The organism is Chthoniobacter sp. (genome assembly GCF_040003245.1).
Classification (GTDB): domain Bacteria; phylum Verrucomicrobiota; class Verrucomicrobiia; order Chthoniobacterales; family Chthoniobacteraceae; genus Chthoniobacter.
On record NZ_JBDUCX010000044.1, the window covers coordinates 1 to 17595 of the forward strand.

18 protein-coding genes are annotated in these 17595 nt (G+C 61.7%); 11 read left to right on the forward strand and 7 right to left on the reverse strand.

The window, feature by feature from the left end:
- From ABJF10_RS08145 to gspG, 8 genes are all read left to right on the forward strand, one after another.
- A partial coding sequence (locus ABJF10_RS08145) for an aspartate aminotransferase family protein (protein WP_348544047.1) occupies positions 1-1263 on the forward strand: 1263 nt, incomplete at its 5' end.
- Positions 1264-1478: 215 nt separating this feature from the next.
- Positions 1479-1679: a hypothetical protein gene (locus ABJF10_RS08150; RefSeq protein ID WP_348544048.1), complete on the forward strand. Its 201-nt coding sequence runs from the start codon at positions 1479-1481 to the stop codon at positions 1677-1679.
- Positions 1655-1981: a type II toxin-antitoxin system RelE/ParE family toxin gene (locus ABJF10_RS08155; RefSeq protein WP_348544049.1), complete on the forward strand. Its 327-nt coding sequence runs from the start codon at positions 1655-1657 to the stop codon at positions 1979-1981. Before ABJF10_RS08150 ends, ABJF10_RS08155 begins: the two co-directional genes overlap by 25 nt.
- Before the next feature lie 129 nt (positions 1982-2110).
- On the forward strand, positions 2111-2503 hold the full coding sequence (locus ABJF10_RS08160; RefSeq protein ID WP_348544050.1) for a hypothetical protein: 393 nt from the start codon (positions 2111-2113) through the stop codon (positions 2501-2503).
- 8 nt (positions 2504-2511) lie between these two features.
- A complete protein-coding gene (locus ABJF10_RS08165; RefSeq protein ID WP_348544051.1) occupies positions 2512-2904 on the forward strand; it encodes a hypothetical protein in 393 nt (130 codons plus the stop codon).
- A gap of 721 nt (positions 2905-3625) precedes the next feature.
- Positions 3626-4957: a type II secretion system F family protein gene (locus ABJF10_RS08170; RefSeq protein WP_348544052.1), complete on the forward strand. Its 1332-nt coding sequence runs from the start codon at positions 3626-3628 to the stop codon at positions 4955-4957.
- Between the two features lie 5 nt (positions 4958-4962).
- The gene (locus tag ABJF10_RS08175; protein ID WP_348544053.1) at positions 4963-5997 is read left to right on the forward strand and encodes a hypothetical protein; all 1035 of its coding nucleotides are present in this window, start codon (positions 4963-4965) and stop codon (positions 5995-5997) included.
- Positions 5994-6431: a type II secretion system major pseudopilin GspG gene (gene gspG, locus ABJF10_RS08180; protein ID WP_348544054.1), complete on the forward strand. Its 438-nt coding sequence runs from the start codon at positions 5994-5996 to the stop codon at positions 6429-6431. Before ABJF10_RS08175 ends, gspG begins: the two co-directional genes overlap by 4 nt.
- A 28-nt stretch (positions 6432-6459) precedes the next feature.
- On the opposite strand, the gene ABJF10_RS08185 is transcribed toward gspG, so the two are convergent.
- From ABJF10_RS08185 to ABJF10_RS08215, 7 genes are read right to left on the reverse strand one after another with little or no spacing between them, the layout of a single operon-like run.
- Positions 6460-7074: a hypothetical protein gene (locus ABJF10_RS08185; RefSeq protein ID WP_348544055.1), complete on the reverse strand. Its 615-nt coding sequence runs from the start codon at positions 7072-7074 to the stop codon at positions 6460-6462.
- Complete coding sequence (locus ABJF10_RS08190) at positions 7061-7591, reverse strand: hypothetical protein (protein WP_348544056.1); 531 nt, start codon at positions 7589-7591, stop codon at positions 7061-7063. The genes ABJF10_RS08185 and ABJF10_RS08190 overlap by 14 nt, the downstream gene beginning before the upstream one ends.
- Positions 7588-8808, reverse strand: a complete 1221-nt coding sequence (locus ABJF10_RS08195) for a hypothetical protein (protein WP_348544057.1) — start codon at positions 8806-8808, stop codon at positions 7588-7590. Before ABJF10_RS08195 ends, ABJF10_RS08190 begins: the two co-directional genes overlap by 4 nt.
- Positions 8805-9707, reverse strand: coding sequence for a hypothetical protein (locus ABJF10_RS08200; RefSeq protein WP_348544058.1), 903 nt, complete (start codon positions 9705-9707; stop codon positions 8805-8807). Before ABJF10_RS08200 ends, ABJF10_RS08195 begins: the two co-directional genes overlap by 4 nt.
- Positions 9704-10363, reverse strand: coding sequence for a prepilin-type N-terminal cleavage/methylation domain-containing protein (locus tag ABJF10_RS08205; RefSeq protein WP_348544059.1), 660 nt, complete (start codon positions 10361-10363; stop codon positions 9704-9706). Before ABJF10_RS08205 ends, ABJF10_RS08200 begins: the two co-directional genes overlap by 4 nt.
- A complete protein-coding gene (locus tag ABJF10_RS08210; RefSeq protein ID WP_348544060.1) occupies positions 10341-10751 on the reverse strand; it encodes a prepilin-type N-terminal cleavage/methylation domain-containing protein in 411 nt (136 codons plus the stop codon). The genes ABJF10_RS08205 and ABJF10_RS08210 overlap by 23 nt, the downstream gene beginning before the upstream one ends.
- A gap of 2 nt (positions 10752-10753) precedes the next feature.
- Positions 10754-11227, reverse strand: a complete 474-nt coding sequence (locus ABJF10_RS08215; RefSeq protein WP_348544061.1) for a hypothetical protein — start codon at positions 11225-11227, stop codon at positions 10754-10756.
- Positions 11228-11341: 114 nt separating this feature from the next.
- Here ABJF10_RS08215 and ABJF10_RS08220 point away from each other — a divergent pair, with 114 nt between their 5' ends.
- From ABJF10_RS08220 to ABJF10_RS08230, 3 genes are all read left to right on the forward strand, one after another.
- On the forward strand, positions 11342-13774 hold the full coding sequence (locus ABJF10_RS08220) for a secretin N-terminal domain-containing protein (protein ID WP_348544062.1): 2433 nt from the start codon (positions 11342-11344) through the stop codon (positions 13772-13774).
- Positions 13775-13785: 11 nt separating this feature from the next.
- Positions 13786-15495 carry a GspE/PulE family protein gene (locus tag ABJF10_RS08225; RefSeq protein ID WP_348544063.1) on the forward strand — a complete coding sequence of 570 codons (1710 nt, stop codon included), beginning with the start codon at positions 13786-13788 and terminating at the stop codon, positions 15493-15495.
- 319 nt (positions 15496-15814) lie between these two features.
- Entirely contained in the window at positions 15815-17575 is a 1761-nt protein-coding gene (locus tag ABJF10_RS08230) for a ShlB/FhaC/HecB family hemolysin secretion/activation protein (protein ID WP_348544064.1), read from the forward strand.
- The last annotated feature ends 20 nt before the right edge of the window (positions 17576-17595 follow it).

Here is a 17595-nt window from a genome sequence, read left to right on the forward strand (position 1 = left end):
CTCCGCACCTACGAGCCCATCTCCATGCGCGGCATGCCTCCCCTCGTCTGGGAACGCGCCGAAGACATTTCGATCTACGACAAATACGGCAACCGCTGGCTCGACTGGTCGTCCGGCGTCCTTGTCACCAACGCCGGCCACGCCGCCCCCGAGATCTGCCGCGCCATCATCGATCAGGTCCAGAGCGGCCTGCTCCACAGCTACGTTTTCCCCAATGAAGAGCGCGCCGCTCTCGTCGAATGCCTCGCCGGCGTCGCTCCCGAGGGCCTCGACAAAGTCTTCCTCCTCACCACCGGCTCCGAGGCCACCGAGTGCGCCATCAAGCTCAGCCGCGCCCACGGCATCAAGGTCGGCGGCAACAAGAAGATCGGCATCATCGGTTGGGAACGCGGCTTCCACGGCCGCACCCTCGGCTCCCAGCAGGCCGGCGGCATGGCCGGCCAGAAAAACTGGATCGTCAACGAAGACCCCGCCATCATCACCGCTCCCTTCCCCGATGGCTATTGGCAGACCGACACCAGCTTCGCCGCCTTCCTCGCCTCCGTCGAAGCGCGCGGCCTGCAGCCCAAAAACGTCGCCGGCGTCATCATGGAAAGTTATCAGGGCGTCGGCCCCGATTTCGCCCCCGTCGAATTCGTCCGCCAGCTCCACGCCTGGTGCCGCCAGCACCAGATCGTCCTCACCTTCGACGAAGTCCAGGCCGGCTTCGGACGCACCGGCAAATTCTGGGCCTTCGAACACTACGGCGTCGACCCCGACATCATCTGCTGCGGCAAAGGCATCAGCAGCTCCCTTCCCATCTCCGCCGTCATCGGCCGCGAATCCATCATGGACCAATTCCAACCCGGCTCCATGACCAGCACCCACACCGGCAACCCCGTCTGCTGCGCCGCCGCCCTCGCCAGCGTCCAAAAAATCCTCCGCGAAGACCTCACCGGCAACGCCGCCCGACTCGAGCCCACCCTCCTCGAAGGCCTGCGCCAAATTCAAAAAAACCACCCCGAAGTCATCGGCCACGTCAGCGCCAAAGGCCTCGTCGGCGGCATGCAGACGCTCGTCCGCGGCAAAAAAGAACCCGACCACGACCTCGCCCACAGCATCATCGAACGCTGTTTCCACAAAGGCCTCCTCCTCTTCGCCCCCGTCGGCGCCTGGGGCCAGACCGTCAAGATCGCCCCGCCTCTCACCATCCCCCTCGACGCCCTGCAAGAAGGCCTCACCGTCCTCGCCGAATCCACCGCCGAAGCCGTCGCCGCGCTATAACCGAAGCCCTCGCGACCGGACAATCGAACGCCAACGGCGTTCCATCATTCAGCCCAGGGTTGCGAGGCACGAGCTACCCTGGGTTTCCGCCAGCAAACGCCCCTACCCTGAAAGGGTTGCATATGCCTTTTGGAGCCACCGTCGTGGGAAAAGACAAAGTTTACTCCCCAAAATCGTGATTGGGGAAGGACAGCGATTCATGCTACTTTTTCTGCATGACGCTGAAGCAACAGATTCACGACCTCGTCAATGGGCTGCCCGACGATTCACCGTTGCTGGTCGAAGTCCGCGAAGCGTTACGGATGAACCGTGCGATCGGTGAGGCCTTGGACGACGTGCGCGCAGGCCGCACCTATAGCGCAGAGGAGTTCACGGAGAAAGTGCAGGAGCGATGGCCGGGCAAAGCTTCCGCGTAATCTTCACGCAGAGCGCTTGGGTGGATCTCGAGGAGGTGGTCGCCTATTGGACCGACCGCGATGAACCCGAACGCGGCGAAAAGTATGCGCACGATCTTCCATCCGAAGCACTTCGCCAGCTCAGCAATCCCGTGACCGCGCGCAGCGGACGCCATCTCCTGCACACGGATTTTCCCGAAGTGCAGGAACTGCCCGTCTTCAAACGATCATACCGCATCCTTTACCTCGTAAATGAGATAGAGGAAGTCGTCGAAGTGCTGCGTTTCTGGCACAGTCATCGTGACGAGCCGTTTCAAGGCTGATTGCTCGCGACAGTGCGATTTGAATTCGCGTTGGCGATCGCTAGGGCGAATAGGGGCTATGGTGTTCTAATATACCATCCACCTCGCCCGTTTCCTGAGCGTCGTGCGTTGAAAGAATTTGTCGCCATCATGAAACCTCTTCTGCTCGCCGTCACGCTGCTCCTCCATCTCGCCACCCACGGCCTGGCGAAGACCAGGCCGCTCCCGGATGTACCTCCCTCCGCACTCACCGTCGCCCAAGTCCTCGACATCGCCCGGAGAGAGCTCGGGAGCAACGGCGACACCGTCATCCTCGTCGGCGTCGATTGGTGCAAGACCTCGCAGTTCCAACCGCGCTACACCACCGGCGGCGAATTCTTCGAACTCCGCCAGAACCCGGACGAGTATTGCTGGTTCGTCACCTATCTGGACAAGAAGGCCGATCCAGCCCTGCCCGCCGATCGGCAAAAATTTCGGGAGATGACCGTCATCCGGATCAAAAACGACGGCACTGCCCATCGCCTGGGCTACATCCGCACGTAACCCCAGCGATGAAAGCCCCTCTCCTCATCCTGCTCCTACTCCTCCAACTTCTCAGCCCCGGGATGGCGGTCACCGTGCCGTTGCCGGACGTGCCTCCACCGGCCTTGAGCGTGGAGCGGGCGCTCGCCATCGCGGAGAAGACACTCGGCCGGAATCCCAGCGAGATCATGCTCGTCGGGGTCGATTGGTGTCCGCCTTCCAAATTCCAGCCCCGCTACACCACCGGCGGCAGCTATCCGGATCTGGAGAAGAAGTCGGGCGAGTATTGCTGGTTCATCACCTTCCTCGACAAAAAGGCCGATCCCACCCAACCCGCCGACCACCAAAAATTCCGGGAGATCACGCTCATCCGCATCCAGAACGACGGCACCGCCCACATCCTCCCCTTCGGGCGGGATTGAGAAGAGCGGCTCCTCAGCCGGCATCCTATTACTCCCGTTCGTCCCATCGCTCCTATCAATCGAACAGTCGACGCATTTTTGTCTTGACAAAAGCACCTGTAAATGCTACTTTGCGCGCCTGTGTTGGAGAAGTGTAATTAGGTCCAGCCCTTGGAAGGGTTGAGAGGCTCGGGAAGATGGTAGTCAAGTGGGTTCAGCTATCGCTGTCAGTCGTGTCTAATCGTGCTCAATCGTGCCTGGTTTTTAAATCCTCAGACGGTGGCCCCCAAGTCGCCCACTCCCTTGCGCCCAAACCCCATCTGGCTATTCCATGGCACGGCGCGGCGAGCCCGTGGAACAAACCGAGCCCTCGTTCGCTCCAGCAAGAAACCTCAGCCAGCACCAAGCTCAATCAAGGCCAGTCAAGGCTGGTAAAGCCCATCAAGCCTCAAAATTTTTCCACCAGCCTTGATTGAAGCTCCATTCATTACTGCCGCTGATAGCCGGCACCGAAATGTTCCACGCTGTGAATTGTTAAATCTAGGTGTCAACGGACTTGGCGCTTGTGGGGGATGGCAGCCCACGGATTCTAGGCACTCGCATCGGCGCACCGCACTGTTTCCACCTGCTCCCACTCTCTTTTTCCGACTTTCCCCAACTCTCTTCCGCGCCATGAACTCGCGTCCATCGCTGCCCCTTTCCGACTCCCCCCTGCCGCGCCGGTCCCGCTCCCTCGCGTTGCATGCCTGAGTTCTTCTATCGTGCCCGCAGTTACGATGGCCAGGTGATCGATGGTTCGGTCACCACGGCCAGTCGCGCCTCGGCGATCGCCATGGTGGAAGCGCTCGGCGCCGTGCCGATCTCCATCAAGTCCGACGCCCCCGCGGTGGCCCCGAGGCCCGGCACCAGTCCAGCGTCGAAACCCGCGGCTGCAACCACATCGAAAGCCCCGGCGAAAGTCGGCACGTCCACCCGCCCGGCACCGTCGTCTCCCCCGGAAATCGCCAGCGCCACCATCACCGCCCGCGACCGACTCAGCTTCAACCACCAGCACCTCTTCACCGAGCAACTCGCGCATCTCCTCGGCGCCGGGCTCACGCTCGACGAGTCGCTCAAGATCCTCGGCCAGCGCCTGCGCCAGCCACGGTTGCGCGGACTTTCGCAGACGCTCCACCGCGCGCTCATCGATGGCCGCAGCCTCTCGCAAGCGCTCGGCGAATTTCCCCGCATCTTTCCCCCGCTCTACGTCAATCTCGTCTCCGCCGGCGAAGCCAGCGGCGCACTGCCGAAGATCCTGCTCCGGCTCACCGAGCATCTCTCCGCGCTCCAGGCTTTGCGCGACAAGGTGCGCGGCGCGCTGCTTTATCCCTCGGTGCTGGTCGTGGCCGGGCTCGGCCTCATCCTGACCTTCATGACCGTGATGATGCCGCAGCTCACGGGCTTCTTCAAAGGCACCGGCCAGCCGCTGCCGCCCGCCACGCAAATGCTCATCAACGCCAACGCCGCGATCGCGCACTATTGGTGGGCCGCGCCCCTCGGCGCGATGGCCGCGTTCGCCGCACACCGCGCGTTCACCCAAAGCGTGGAAGGCCGGCTCTCCTGGGACGCGCTCGTCTGGCGGATACCGGTCGTCAGCCGCATCACGCGCTATCGCTTTTTCGTCCAGTTCGCGCAGACGCTCGGGACGCTCTGCGACAACGGCCTCACCATGTTGCGCGCGCTGGAATTGCTCGAGGAAATTTCCGGCAACGCCTGGGTCAAGGCGCGCACGCTGGCCGCGCGTCAGGCGGTGATCGATGGCGCGGCGCTCTCCGCGGCGTTGCGCGAGCAACAGCTTTTTCCCGATCTCTTCCTCGACATGCTCTCCGTCGGCGAACAAACCGGCCGCCTCGGCGAGACCATGCATCACATCGCCGACGTCTACGAACGCGAGCTCAACAAACAAGTCACCGTCGTCTCCACGCTCATCCCGCCGCTCGTCATGATCGGCATCGCCGGCATCATCGGCACGGTCGTCTACGGCATCATGAGCGCCGTCTTCGGCCTCACCCAAAACCTGCACGTGCAGCATTGATCGCCATGCGCACAGCTTTCCTTTCCCTCATCGCCGGCCTTGCTTTGCTCGCTGCGAACAACGCGGGCGCACAGGAGCTGCAGCAGGAGCCGACCCCCTTCACGACGTGGATCGATTTCCGCCAACTCACCGCCGGCCAGCACCTCCCGTCGCTGCCCATCTGGCTCGCCGGCGTCACCACCGATCACATTGCCGACGCCCAGGGTGGAATGGTCACGCTGATCCTGATCCGCCTGCGCGACCTGCAGGACTTCGATCAAAAACGCCTGCTGCGTCTCTTCTTTGACGACCATGGCGGCGCCGCCCCCAGCGTCATCGGGCTGGGCGCCAACGGTGAGCAGAAGTTCGCCCGCGGACCCTTCGGCGAAGGACTCGAATTACCGGCCTCCGAGACGATCCTCTTTTCGCCCGCCGGGATCGCCACCGTGCAAATCCGCGTGCCGGGCGACGGTCGCAATCTGCGCGGCGCTTTCCTCGCGACCTTGCAGCCGCACACCATGATGAAGGCCCTCGATTTCGCCGCGCCCGGGGAGTTGATCGATGTCTTCGAACGCAACTCCGCGCTGCCCCTGCCGGCCAATGACGTCTCGCTCTACGGCCGCGTGAAAGCGACGCTCGACAACACGACGATCAAGCTGACCGCCGGCGGCCAGCAAACCATGACGTGGGAGTTCGATCTCGAGGCGCCGCCGTTGCTCACCATGGTCAATTTCGAAGTCTCGAATGCGGACGGCCAGGCCCCGCTCCAGATCACCGTGAACGACCAGCCGCTCGGCCCCGTCACCGTCTCGTGGCCGGACCTGGCCGATCCCGGGTACCTCGGGATCACGCAGCCCTTGGAAACAGGCATGCGCTTTCGTTACGCCGGCTGGTTGCGCGCGCAGAAAGTCATCCCCGGCGCTGTGCTCAAGACCGGCGCCAATCGGCTGGTCATCACCCTTCCCGCGGAGGGCGGCGTCGTCGCCCTGCGCAATCTCGCCCTGCAGCTCAAGCACAACTGGAAGAACCTCGACTACACGCTCAACCCCACCTCGCCATGAAACGTCATCTGCATTCCCGCGCCGCCTTCACCCTGCTCGAAATCATGCTCGTCGTGCTGATCATCAGTCTGCTCATCGGCATGGCGGTGCACTACACCGCCGGCCATCTCGACGAGGCGCGCCAGGTGAAAGTGCGCGGCGATCTGCAGCAAATCAAAACCAACCTCATGATGTATCAGGCCGCCAATGGCTTCTACCCCAGCACCGAGCAAGGCCTGAAAGCGCTCGTGCAAAAGCCGGACGGCGAACCCAAGCCGCGCAATTGGCGGCAGCTCAACGACCTGGTGCCACGCGACCCCTGGGACCAGGAGTATTTCTACCGCTTCCCCGGCAAGCACAACCCGAAGGAATACGACATCTTCTCCGCCGGCGCCGACCGCAATCCCGATACCGAGGAAGATAACGTGGGTAACTGGGAGGCGGTTGCCAAATAGCCGAAGCGCTAATTATCCGAGAAACCCACTAACGGGGCGGCACCGGAATCGGCAATGCCCGGCGGCGCACCGTCGCACTGCTATTGGCCACCGGAGGGAGACCGCCCGCCTTCACGGCCGCAACATTTTGCCCCACCAACCGCTGAGTCCCGCCCGCCGTGGCCGCCGTGGCTTTTCCGCCCGGCGCCGGACTGGCCGCCGCAGTGGTCGCCGGCCCGCGCAACTGGGCCTCGTTGAACTCCAGCTTCGCCGTCTCCGTCCCCTTGCGCAGGATGACCGTGCTTTTGCCCACTTGGTCCGACCAATTCACGCTCGCCAGCATCACCCCATCCACTTCCCGCCCCGAGACGAGTGAGAACTGCTTCGAGAGATCGCGGCTCTGGATGGTCACGAAGTAGTCGTCGCCGTTTCGGGCCACTCCGCCGACATACCAATTGGCCGCAAACGAAGCCTGCGGCGCCGCCACCACGACCGCGGTCGCCAGGGCAAACGGCGAACTGGTGCGCAGCGCTTCATAGCGGCCCTTGGCGAAAGCCGACGGCACAGCATCCTCCGCCAACGCCGGTAGGCCCGGCGACACCAAGGCGAGGATGAGGAATAAACACAGCCATTGGCCGCGACGGATGAGATTAGTTAGGGGCATACCAGCGAGCTATCTTGAACCGGCCAAACACTTGCGTGGGGTCGGCGGGGTCGACGGAAATGTGGGCGCTCTCCAGCGCGACGAATTGTTCGGGCGTTTGCAATTCCTGGAGGAGTTCCACCAGCGGCGCCCATGGGCTCTTCGTTTCAATCTCGAGCACCACCGAGACGCAGTTGGGCCGGGGATCGGGCGGGTGAATCGTGGGATTCGCCAGCAGCACCGTGTGCCGCCGCGCCAGTTCCCGCACGGAGTCGAGCAGTTGCACGCCCGCCGTGTCGGCATTCTCCAGGTGCGGCTGTTTGGCTTGCAACCACTGTTCGCGTTGCGCCCAGAGGGCGCCCTGGTCCAACAGCTCGTGCATGGATCGGAGCTGCTTCTTCTGCGCGACGATGCGGGCGTTGACGGTCGCTCGTTTGCTGACGTACGTCTCGCCGAGCACATAGGTGCCACCGATGAACACGATCAGGCCCACGATCATCGCCAGGGTTTTCTCGCGGGAGGAAAGGGTGCGTCTCATGGTTTTCCGATGACTTGAAATTGCGCCCGCTCGTTGGCCAGCAAGCGCGGTGGATCGGCGGTGATGTCGTTCCCGCTCAAGTCGGGATCACGCTTGAGCCGCGAGAGATACTCGATCGCCAGGCTCGCGGTCGGCGCTTCGCCGACGACCCGCCATTGTTGCGGCATTTGCTCGAACTCGGTGAACCGCACTGATTCCCCCGGCAGGCACCGGTTTAGCAGGTAGAGCAACTCGATGGCGTAGCGATGCGAATCGATGGCTGCCCCGAGAGAATTGAAGCGCGCCCGCCGACTCTGCAACAAGCCCAGCGCCGGACGCTGCGCGTTCAGCTCCGCTTCCAGGCCCGACGCCTTGTGCTGCAACACGAAGAGATCGACCGCCGCCGCCGCCACGAAGAAGAGATACACGGCCGCCGCCAGCAGCACCCGCTTCCGCCAGGCCCGGCCATCGCGATGCTGCTGCGAGGACACCTGCCAGAGCGAGGGCAGAAGGTTGACGTCCACCTCGGTGACCGGTGTGACCAACGGCAGCATCTCCACCGGCGCCTGCACGGCGGATTGCAAAGCGGCCTCGCAACCGATGACCTCAGGCGACAACAGGACGCGCGCATAGCTGTTGGGCACTCCATCCAGCCCCATCGTGAGCGTCAGCGAGGGAAACTCCGCGGCAAATCCCGCAGCATCCGCAGCCGACATCACATGCACCCATCCTGGCCGGCGATCTTCCACCACCGCCACCACCCAATGCCCTTGCTCGACATACACGACCAGGATCGTTTCCTCGGCCGGACACGCCGCCGCGACATAACAAACATAGGGCGCCACCCGCCGAGGCCAACGGTTCGCGCCGCTCCAGGTATCGCCAAACTCCCGCCACGCATCATGCGCCGCGGCCGCCGACCAAACGACCGTCTCTCCATTCGCAGTCTCCAGCACCGCAAAATCGCCGGTGATTTCCTCGGGCGAATACGGCAACGCTTTCTCCCACTGGAGTTGTACCATGCCAGCGAGTTCGTCGCGCTCCGTGGCCGGCAGGCGCAATCGTTCCATGATCAGCGGATGGCAGGGCACCGCGAACTCAAACCGGCTGGCGACCGGCAGCAAACCAAGCGCCTCGGCCAGGGTGGAGGCGATATGCAAACGCTGCGCATCCCGCCACACGGCCCACCCTTCCGCTTGCGGCGTTAAACAATACGAGACGTCAGGCGTAGGTTTCATTCGTTCCAGGAGAGGATTTGGGGTTTGCCGCCGGCTTTGCGCGTCACGACGGTGATCGTGCGGGTGGTAGCGCCGCTATGGCCGATGCTGCGCATCTCCAGCGTCGGATCATTCAAGCTCACCAACGGACGCAACTGCTCGAATTGTGCGGGGCTGAGGGACAGCGCCTGTTGCACGGCCTGCAGGTCCGCGAAAACTCGATCGTCGGAGGTTCCATCGACACCATCCCGCCCGGCGCGCAGCGCGACAAATGCCTGGACCCGCGAATGCCCCAACCCGGGCAGCAGTTCGAGAACCTCGGCGCTCGCGGAAGTCAGGTCGATCGGCCCGAGACTGTAGACGGTGAGTTCATCCTGCCAGCCTGGCTGGCTCGTCAGCGGAGCGGTGCCGCGCACCTGGCGCAGTTCTTCGATACTCCGCAGTTGGCGATTGGCCGGATGATAGCTGCCGTCGTCTTCAGCCCCATTCAGACGCTTCAGGTTGTCGGCATCGATGTAATCGAGCAGGCAATCGACCAGCGCCTCACGTTGTTGAAAATCCAGCCCGCGCTGCTCGAGCCAATGCTTGAAAATCGCGATCTTCATCGGCTCTTCGCCTTGCAGCAGCCAGTTGATGTTCAGCTTTCCCCCCTCGCTGCGGATGCGCAGTTCGTAACCGGCACCGGACGCCAGTTCCTCGGGCGGCAACGGAGTGAGGCGCGTCACCAAGGGATGTAATCCGAGCGTGATCCCGGCGCGCGCCATGGCCCGCGCTTCGATCGCGCGACCTTCCTCGCCATGCGTCATGAGGCGGGTTTGCACCCACGCAACCCAGCCGAAAGTGGCGGCGGTGAGCACCAGGAGCGCCCAGAGGACGAGCAGCAACGCGGAACCCCGTTGATTTGTAAGAAGCGTCCTCACTTGGTGATTTGCGCCGAGGGAACCCGGATCATCGCTTCCAGCGGGGCATCGTCGGCCTGCTTCCACAACCGCAAGCGCATCAGTGGCGGGCGGCGCGCCGGATCCGTCCAGGTGTCCTTCCACGAATTGTCCTGCGGATCGAAATAGCGGATCTCCATGCCCGCCATCGGCCGGACGAGCGATACCCAATCGTAGCGCCCCCCGGCGCCACCGCGGCTCAGGTTCAACGACGCCGTGTTGCCCGGGACTGGCTGCCGGCGCAGCCCCAGTTCCGTCTCCGTGGATCTCTCGTCGACCGGTTGCACCGCCAGCGTCACTTTGAAATCTCCCGGCGCCGCCGTCGTCAGCAACCCGGGGCCTGCCGGGCAGGTCCACGAAATCTCGTCATTTTCCAGACCGCGAAACTTGAACGGTTGCCCCTTGAGCGTGCTGTCCTCAATCGCCGGCAACGTATTCATCTGGGCCTGCAAGTAGCGCACCGCCGATGCCAGGGTGTCGCGCTCTTCACCGCTCTCCGTGGAGGCGCGAATCGTCATCAAGTGCGCACTCACGAATCGATAAAGGGAGAGCACGATCATCGAGGTGATCATCAAGGCGATTATCATCTCCAGCAGCGTGAAAGCTCGGTGCGCGCTATGGTTGCAGCGACCAGACATAGAAATTGAGGGTTCGCGACTGTCGTTCGCCATTGCTCGTCCAGGCAGCTCCCAGGGTCACCAGTGAAAGATTGGCCATCTCCTGTCCGTGCTCGTCCTTCTTGTGCACGGGGGCGAGCGCTTGCGTCAAAGTCATCCCTCCATTGACGCCGCCGATCTGCTCCTTTGTCTCCACCAGTCTCACCGCCCCGGCCTCGATCTCCGCCGCGCGGCTTTCCAGAATGTGGTAAGCCCGCGTGTCTTCACCTTCGATCCGCTCCACGGAGAGGCCTTGCGAGATACAGCGACCCAAGGCGAGGATACCCATCGCAAAAATGGCCACCGCCAGCATGGCTTCAAGGAGCGCGAAACCCTGCCGCCGGAAGTGATGGTCATGATTCCAACGCATCGTCACAAAGCCTCCGATTGTTGAAACGTGCCTCGCGGATTGAACGCATCAAACCGCACTTGCCATCGCCCGCTGCGACCACGATAGCTCACCACGACCGGTTCGCATGTGCCGTCCGGCCAGAATGTCCACTCTTCCGGAGCGGGATTGACCAGCGCCGCCGTCCGAACCAGTTGGAAGCTCTCGTCGTCGGAAAGCGCCAGGCTTTCCACCTCCCCACTTTCTCCAGTGGCATTCGCAGCCGCTTTCAGAATGATGCGATGCCTGTCCCAAACGAGCCGGTACGGCTGCTGTTCCCTGCCGCTCCGCCAGCGGGCGGTGTTGGTGAGTTGCTCAAAGCGCGTATACGATTCATGCAATCGTTGCTCAGCGAACAATCCCGCCACACTCGGGACCGCCAGGAGAATCAGCACCATGCCAATGAGGAGCGTCAGGCAAATCTCCAACAAGGTGAAAGCGGCACGGCGGGCAGGCATGGGACAGCGAATGTGCACGAATCCCACGCAGGAAAGATGGCGATCGTGTGAATTTCAGGTTACAAAACGGTGCGAAGTTTGACCCCGGCGCCCGGAGGCCTTTAGCACTGCATCGTGCCCGGCCGTGTCTTCATCCTCAGCCTCTTCTTCGCGTTCTGCTCGCTGTCCCAAAGCCGTGCGCAGTTTCCCGCCGGAAATGCGAATCCCGCACCTCCACCGGCCGCCACCAATGGCAGCGTGCGTTTGCAATTCCCCAACACCGACGTCCGGGAAGTGCTTGGTTTTTACGAGTTGCTCACCGGGAAACGGATCGTCGTCGACAACCAGGTTTCGGGGACGGTGAATATCGTCGTCACGGGCGACATTCCCAAGGAGGAAGCCATTCGGATCATTGAGATAAACCTGCTGCTCAACGGCATCACCCTCATCCCCGTCGAGAACAGTGACATCGTCAAGGTGGTGGGCACCGGCAAGAACCCGCGCGGCGCGGCGATCCCGATCATCTCCGATGAATTGCTCATTCCCGCCGGCGAACAAGTGGTCACCTTCGTCACCAAGCTGCACTACGCGGACCCCACCGAATTACAGCAGACGCTCACCGGCTTTATCGGTCAATCCCCAGGGGGCTACACCAACATCACTGCGCTTCCGAAAGCCCAGGCGCTCCTCATTACCGAGAACAGCGCAACCATCCGGGGCCTCGTGCATATCCTGCACGAAATCGACGTTCCGCCCGCGGAAGTGATCAGCGAGTTCATCGCGCTTGAGCGCGCCGATGCCAGCGACGTGCTGGAGAAGCTGAAAGCGATCTTCGAGAAGCAGCCCGCCAACGGCAGTGCCCCCGGCGCGCTGCCAGTGAAACGCACCACTCCCGCCGGCACCGCGTTGCCGGCCAACACGGTCGTCGAATCGACCGGCGACAGGACCGTGGAAATCCGAGCCACCTCCCTGTCCGAGGATTCGATCATCGTCGGCAAGATCAAGCTCACCGCCGACGTCCGGACGAATCGCATTCACGTGGTCACCCGCCAGATGAATATGGTCTTCGTCCGCAAGCTGATCGGCGAATTCGATTCGACGGCCAAGTTTGGCGAACCAGTTTCCCGCCCATTACGATTCGTGCCCGTGGCGGATGTCCTCGATGTCGTCGTCAAGGCGATCACGGACCCCGGCATGAAAGAAGAAAGCTCGTCTTCGCCATCCGCCAAGCCCGCGCAGAACACCAACAATTCGGCGGACAATAATCGCAATGGCAATGGTTCAGGAAACAATGGCAGCGGTGGATCCGGGACTGATTTCAATGTCAGCGAGGGACTTTCCACGCAACCCGTGGACACCACCCCGGAGGCCCGCGTCATCGGCACAACCAAGATCATCGCCGACAAAAATGCCAACGCCATCATCGTCATCGGCGGCGAAGATGTGAAAGCGAAGGTCTTCCGTCTGCTCGATCAGCTCGACCAGCGCATCCCGCAAGTCATGCTGCACACCACTATCGGGGAGCTCGACCTGGACGACAAACATCAGTTCGGCGTCGACTATATCCTGCGCAGCAGCGGCCTCGGGCTCAGCCCTATTCAGCTCAACACCGGAACTGCTGCCACAGGGACCACCGCCGCCGGCACTAGCACGACGGGGGCGGCCTCCGGCACGACGACCAACACGACAGGCGCCGCCACTACCGCGTCGGGCACCTCCACCAATCTCGTCAGTTTCAACGGCAATCAACCAGTCTTAAATCCGGGCAATCTGCTCACCCAGGGGCTTCCGCGGGTCGTCGCCGCCGTAGGCGGCAGCGGACTCACCGGCTACTTTACCGCAGGAAATTCAATGTCGGCCATCGTCACCGCGCTGGAAAACACCAGCCGATTCCGCGTCGTCTCGCGGCCCACCGTTATAGCGCGCAACAACAAGAAGGCCATCATCGCCTCCGGCCAGGAAATTGCCGTACCAACGAGCATCCAGAGCGCCCTGAACAGCACCAACAACTCCAACGGCATTGTCAGCAATTCGAGCGTGCAGTTCAAACGCGTGGCCCTCCAGTTGGAAATGGTGCCGTTGATCAATTCCGAGCGCGAAGTCTCCCTCGATATCTTGCAAAAGATCGATGAAGTCTCCGGCTCGACGCGAATCGATAACAACGATATTCCGACCATCTCCACGCGCTACGTGAAGACGAGTGTCACCGTTCCCAACGAGAGCACTCTTGTACTCGGAGGACTTATCAAGCAAAGCCAGAACCGCGTGAAATCCGGCGTCCCGGTCCTCAGCAACATTCCCCTGCTCGGCTATCTCTTTAGCAATACCACCAAGGAAAAGCTCCGCACGGAACTCATTATTCTCGTCCGTCCGGAAGTAAGCTGGACGCCACCCGAGGCCCGCCAATTGCGTCAGCGCGCCGAGGAGTTTCTGAATCTGGAGCCCAACCTCGAAGCTTCTCTCTTCCCGCCGAACAGAGTCCTGAGCGCACCGGCCGTTCCCTTCCGTACCGGCAACACCGCGACGCCGGCGGCGAAACCGGCCTCCAAGTCGCCAGCCAATCGGTAACCGCCGTCCCGATGAATTCGCGGAAACTCCTGTTCGATGTCCTGCACGGAGCCGGCGTGGACGACAGCGTCGCCACCGAGCTCTCGACCTTGCAGCCGCAACCGGGCGGCAGTTGGACGAGCGAAGTTCTCAACTCCGGCCAGGTCGACGAAATCAAGTTCGCCACGGAACTGGGCCGCGCGTTCCAAACCCCTTTCGAGGCCGTCGAAACCGACCGCATTGAACGTAAGGCGCTGACCCTTTTGCCCAGCCGCTTCGTCTTCAAGCACCAGATGCTGCCCTTGGGCGAAAGCGAGAACACGGTGCGCGTGGCCACCTACGATGTCTTCAACCTAGTTGCACGCCGCCTGGTCACCCAGCAACTCAGCGGGCGCAAAATCGAATGGGTGCTGGCTCCCCGCGGCCAGTTACTGCGCGCGATCAAGGCGCTCTACGGGGTCGGCGCGGAGACGTTCGAGGAAATCCTGCAGACCGCTCGGCACTACGACGGCGAGTCCCGCGAGACGTCCCAGGACATCACCGGCGACAATCCGGAGGCGAGCGTCGTCAAATTCGTCAACCAGGTCATTCGCGAAGCCATCCAGGAACGCGCGACCGACATCCACGTCGAGCCGCTCGAAAACGACCTCCGCATCCGCTACCGCATCGACGGCATCCTTCATGAGGTTGCCGTCCCGGCGCAGCTTCGCGTTTTGCAAAGCGCCATCATTTCGCGCCTCAAGGTGATGGCGCACATGGACATCGCTGAACGCCGCCTGCCCCAGGATGGCCGCATCAATCTGACGACGCATCAAGGCCACATCGATGTGCGCGTTTCGACTATCCCCACGGTCAATGGCGAAAGCATCTCCCTGCGTCTGCTCTCACGGACCGACGTGCAACACTTCGGTCTCGACCGCCTCGATATGGGCGCGGCGCAGATGCAGGCGATCCGCAGCCTCTTGACGCTACCCAACGGCATTATCCTCGTCACCGGCCCTACCGGTTCCGGTAAATCGACCAGCCTCTATTGTTTCCTCAGCGCGATCAACGCGGTCAGCCGCCGCATTATCACGATCGAAGAACCGGTGGAATACCGCCTGCCCGGGGTCAGCCAAATCGAGGTGAAATCAGAAATCGGCCTTACTTTTGCCAACGGATTACGCGCGATTCTCCGTCAGGATCCCAATATCGTGATGGTCGGCGAGATTCGTGATTTCGAGACTTCCGAGATCGCTATCCGCGCCGCCATGACCGGCCACCTCGTCTTCTCCACGCTCCACACCAACGACGCCGTGAGCGGCATCACGCGCCTGCTCGACATGGGCATCGAGCCCTTCCTCCTGGCCAGCGTTGTCCGCTGCTTTCTCGCCCAACGCCTCGTCCGCACCATCTGCCCGGATTGCAAGGAAGAGACCAGCTACCTGCCCGAATACCTACGCGAAGTCGCCGCACCCTTTCCCGTCGGCGCCAAGTTTTATCATGGCCGCGGTTGTGAACACTGCCGCCAGACCGGGTATCGCGGGCGGATGGCCATCTACGAGATCTGTGTGGTCAATGAAAACCTTCGTCGACTGATCATCCGCAAGGAAACCGGTAGCGCGCTGAAACAACGAGCCACTTTGGACGGTATGGAGACGCTGCGGCTCGACGGATGGCGACGGGTCCTGCTCGGCCAGACGACTATCGAGGAAGTGGTCCGCGTGACCCAACAGGACGAACTGGTGGCCGAGACGGATTGAAACTGCTCCCGCCATTACGGGTTACCACGTTGACGACAGTGCACCGGATACCATCGCAAGTCGTCACGCAATTGTAACATGTAATCGCCCCGTTTCGTTTACCCACTGTGGGAGAGTATATTGTGGCTCTATATTAATAGCCACCTCGGACTGAGCAGCGTCACATAGATGTTACAATAAAGCAGTTGGGGCGTCTCCCCCTGAAAGAGTAACCTTCGGCCCGTTTGGCTGCGCATCGCAAAAGCGCCTTCCGCACCCTTTTCTCCAATCGCAACCCATCATCACCACCTCCTCGTAATGTCCGCGTTTTAGCCGGTGCGTGGATGTGCCTTCGCAATTACAACTCAGCTTCATGGTTTTGGCCTGCTATGCAAAGCAACATCTGGTTATTCCGGCATCGGCAATTCTGCTGTGCTGGACAGGTTTTAGCGTAGCTTACGCTCAGGCACCGAAGGACTACACGGCACCGCCAAAGGAGAATGCGGCAACGGCCGCAGCCGCAGGGACTGTTCCGGCAACAGGCGCTACCTCCCAGTCGCCAACCGGGGCTCCTACTCCTGCAGCGCGCCCCATTTTCATTCAGGAATACCGCGTCCTCGGCTCCAAGATCCTGACGCCGATCGAAATCGGCGACACTGTATATCCGTTTTTAGGTCCCGGCAGGACGGTCGACGACGTCGAGCACGCACGGGCGGCACTGGAAAGGGTTTACCACGAAAAGGGATACCAAACTGTCACCGTTCAAATTCCGCAACAGCAGGGGCGCGGTGGTGTCGTATTCTTGGAAGTGGTCGAGACCAAAGTCGGCCGGTTGCGGGTCAAAGGCTCGCGTTACTATTCGCTGAATACAATCCGGAAAGGCGCGCCGTCCCTCACACCGGGGAATGTGCCAAACTTCAACGACCTCACTCGCGAAATGATCGGCTTGAATCAATGGCCGGATAGAAGAGTCACCGTCACCTCTGACAGCATCCGTCCCGGCGTGGAACCCGGCACCGTGGATATCGACCTTATGGTCAAGGATACCTTTCCGCTTCACGGCAGCGTGGAACTGAACAACCGCTATAGTCCGGATACGTCTGAACTGCGCATTAACGGGGGCATCAGTTACGGCAACCTCTGGCAACTCGGTCACTCTGCAGGCGTCAGCTTTCAGATCTCGCCCCAGAATCGCGAGGATGTGAAGGTCATCTCCGGCTACTATCTCGCCCGCCTGCCTCATGTGGACTGGCTCACGCTGACTTTGCAGGCGACCAAGCAGGACTCCAATGTGTCCACTCTCGGCGGAGCGGCGGTGGCGGGAAAAGGCGAAACGGTCGGATTACGGGCCAGCTTCACCCTGCCGCAACTCACCAATTACGTCCACTCTCTCAGCTTGGGTATCGATTACAAGCATTACGAGCAAAACGTCCTGCTCGGTCTCGACGTTACGTCCGCACCGACGAGTTACTACCCGCTCAGCATCGCTTACAGCGGTACTTGGTTTGGGCGGGGAGATAAGAACTCCCTAGGGTACAGTACCGATCTCAATGCGGGGCTCTATTTCCATCTGCGCGGGATGGGCAGCAGCGAGACCAGTTTTGATAACAGCCGCTACAAATCGAGCGGCGATTTCCTCTATTTCCGTGGCGATCTTACCCACGAACACGACCTGCCCGGTGGCTTCCAAGTCATGGCGAAAGTGCAGGGCCAAATTGCCGACGAGCCACTCTTGAGCGCGGAGCAGTTCAGCGCCGGCGGCCTGAGCAGTGTCCGCGGTTACCTCGAGGGCGAAGTGCCCGGTGACAATGCGGTCATCGGCTCCATCGAGTTGCGCAGCCCCTCCCTCCTCAATTGGGCCGGGAGCACCACCACCGAATGGCGCGTCTATGCGTTCTTCGACGGCAGCTATGTGACGATCAACGATCCCTTACCGGAGCAGGATGCGCACTGGGAGTTGGCCAGTATCGGCGCGGGCAGCCGCATCCGTCTTTCCGATCATTTCAACGGCTCCCTCGATGCTGGCCTTCCGCTCATCAGCCAATCCCACACCGTCGCTCACGACTGGTTGTTCACCTTCCGCGTCTGGGCCGATTTCTGACGTTTTCTCCAGCCACTTTT

Bases quoted from the DNA above. Each gene is read 5' to 3' on its own strand.
- ABJF10_RS08165 (WP_348544051.1), top strand. From the start codon at position 2,512: ATGAAAGCCCCTCTCCTCATCCTGCTCCTACTCCTCCAACTTCTCAGC.
- ABJF10_RS08155 (WP_348544049.1), top strand. From the start codon at position 1,655: ATGGCCGGGCAAAGCTTCCGCGTAATCTTCACGCAGAGCGCTTGGGTG.
- ABJF10_RS08205 (WP_348544059.1), bottom strand. From the start codon at position 10,363: ATGTCTGGTCGCTGCAACCATAGCGCGCACCGAGCTTTCACGCTGCTG.
- ABJF10_RS08210 (WP_348544060.1), bottom strand. From the start codon at position 10,751: ATGCGTTGGAATCATGACCATCACTTCCGGCGGCAGGGTTTCGCGCTC.
- ABJF10_RS08190 (WP_348544056.1), bottom strand. From the start codon at position 7,591: ATGAGACGCACCCTTTCCTCCCGCGAGAAAACCCTGGCGATGATCGTG.
- ABJF10_RS08160 (WP_348544050.1), top strand. From the start codon at position 2,111: ATGAAACCTCTTCTGCTCGCCGTCACGCTGCTCCTCCATCTCGCCACC.
- ABJF10_RS08175 (WP_348544053.1), top strand. From the start codon at position 4,963: ATGCGCACAGCTTTCCTTTCCCTCATCGCCGGCCTTGCTTTGCTCGCT.
- gspG (WP_348544054.1), top strand. From the start codon at position 5,994: ATGAAACGTCATCTGCATTCCCGCGCCGCCTTCACCCTGCTCGAAATC.
- ABJF10_RS08150 (WP_348544048.1), top strand. From the start codon at position 1,479: ATGACGCTGAAGCAACAGATTCACGACCTCGTCAATGGGCTGCCCGAC.
- ABJF10_RS08185 (WP_348544055.1), bottom strand. From the start codon at position 7,074: ATGCCCCTAACTAATCTCATCCGTCGCGGCCAATGGCTGTGTTTATTC.
- ABJF10_RS08170 (WP_348544052.1), top strand. From the start codon at position 3,626: ATGCCTGAGTTCTTCTATCGTGCCCGCAGTTACGATGGCCAGGTGATC.
- ABJF10_RS08225 (WP_348544063.1), top strand. From the start codon at position 13,786: ATGAATTCGCGGAAACTCCTGTTCGATGTCCTGCACGGAGCCGGCGTG.
- ABJF10_RS08215 (WP_348544061.1), bottom strand. From the start codon at position 11,227: ATGCCTGCCCGCCGTGCCGCTTTCACCTTGTTGGAGATTTGCCTGACG.
- ABJF10_RS08195 (WP_348544057.1), bottom strand. From the start codon at position 8,808: ATGAAACCTACGCCTGACGTCTCGTATTGTTTAACGCCGCAAGCGGAA.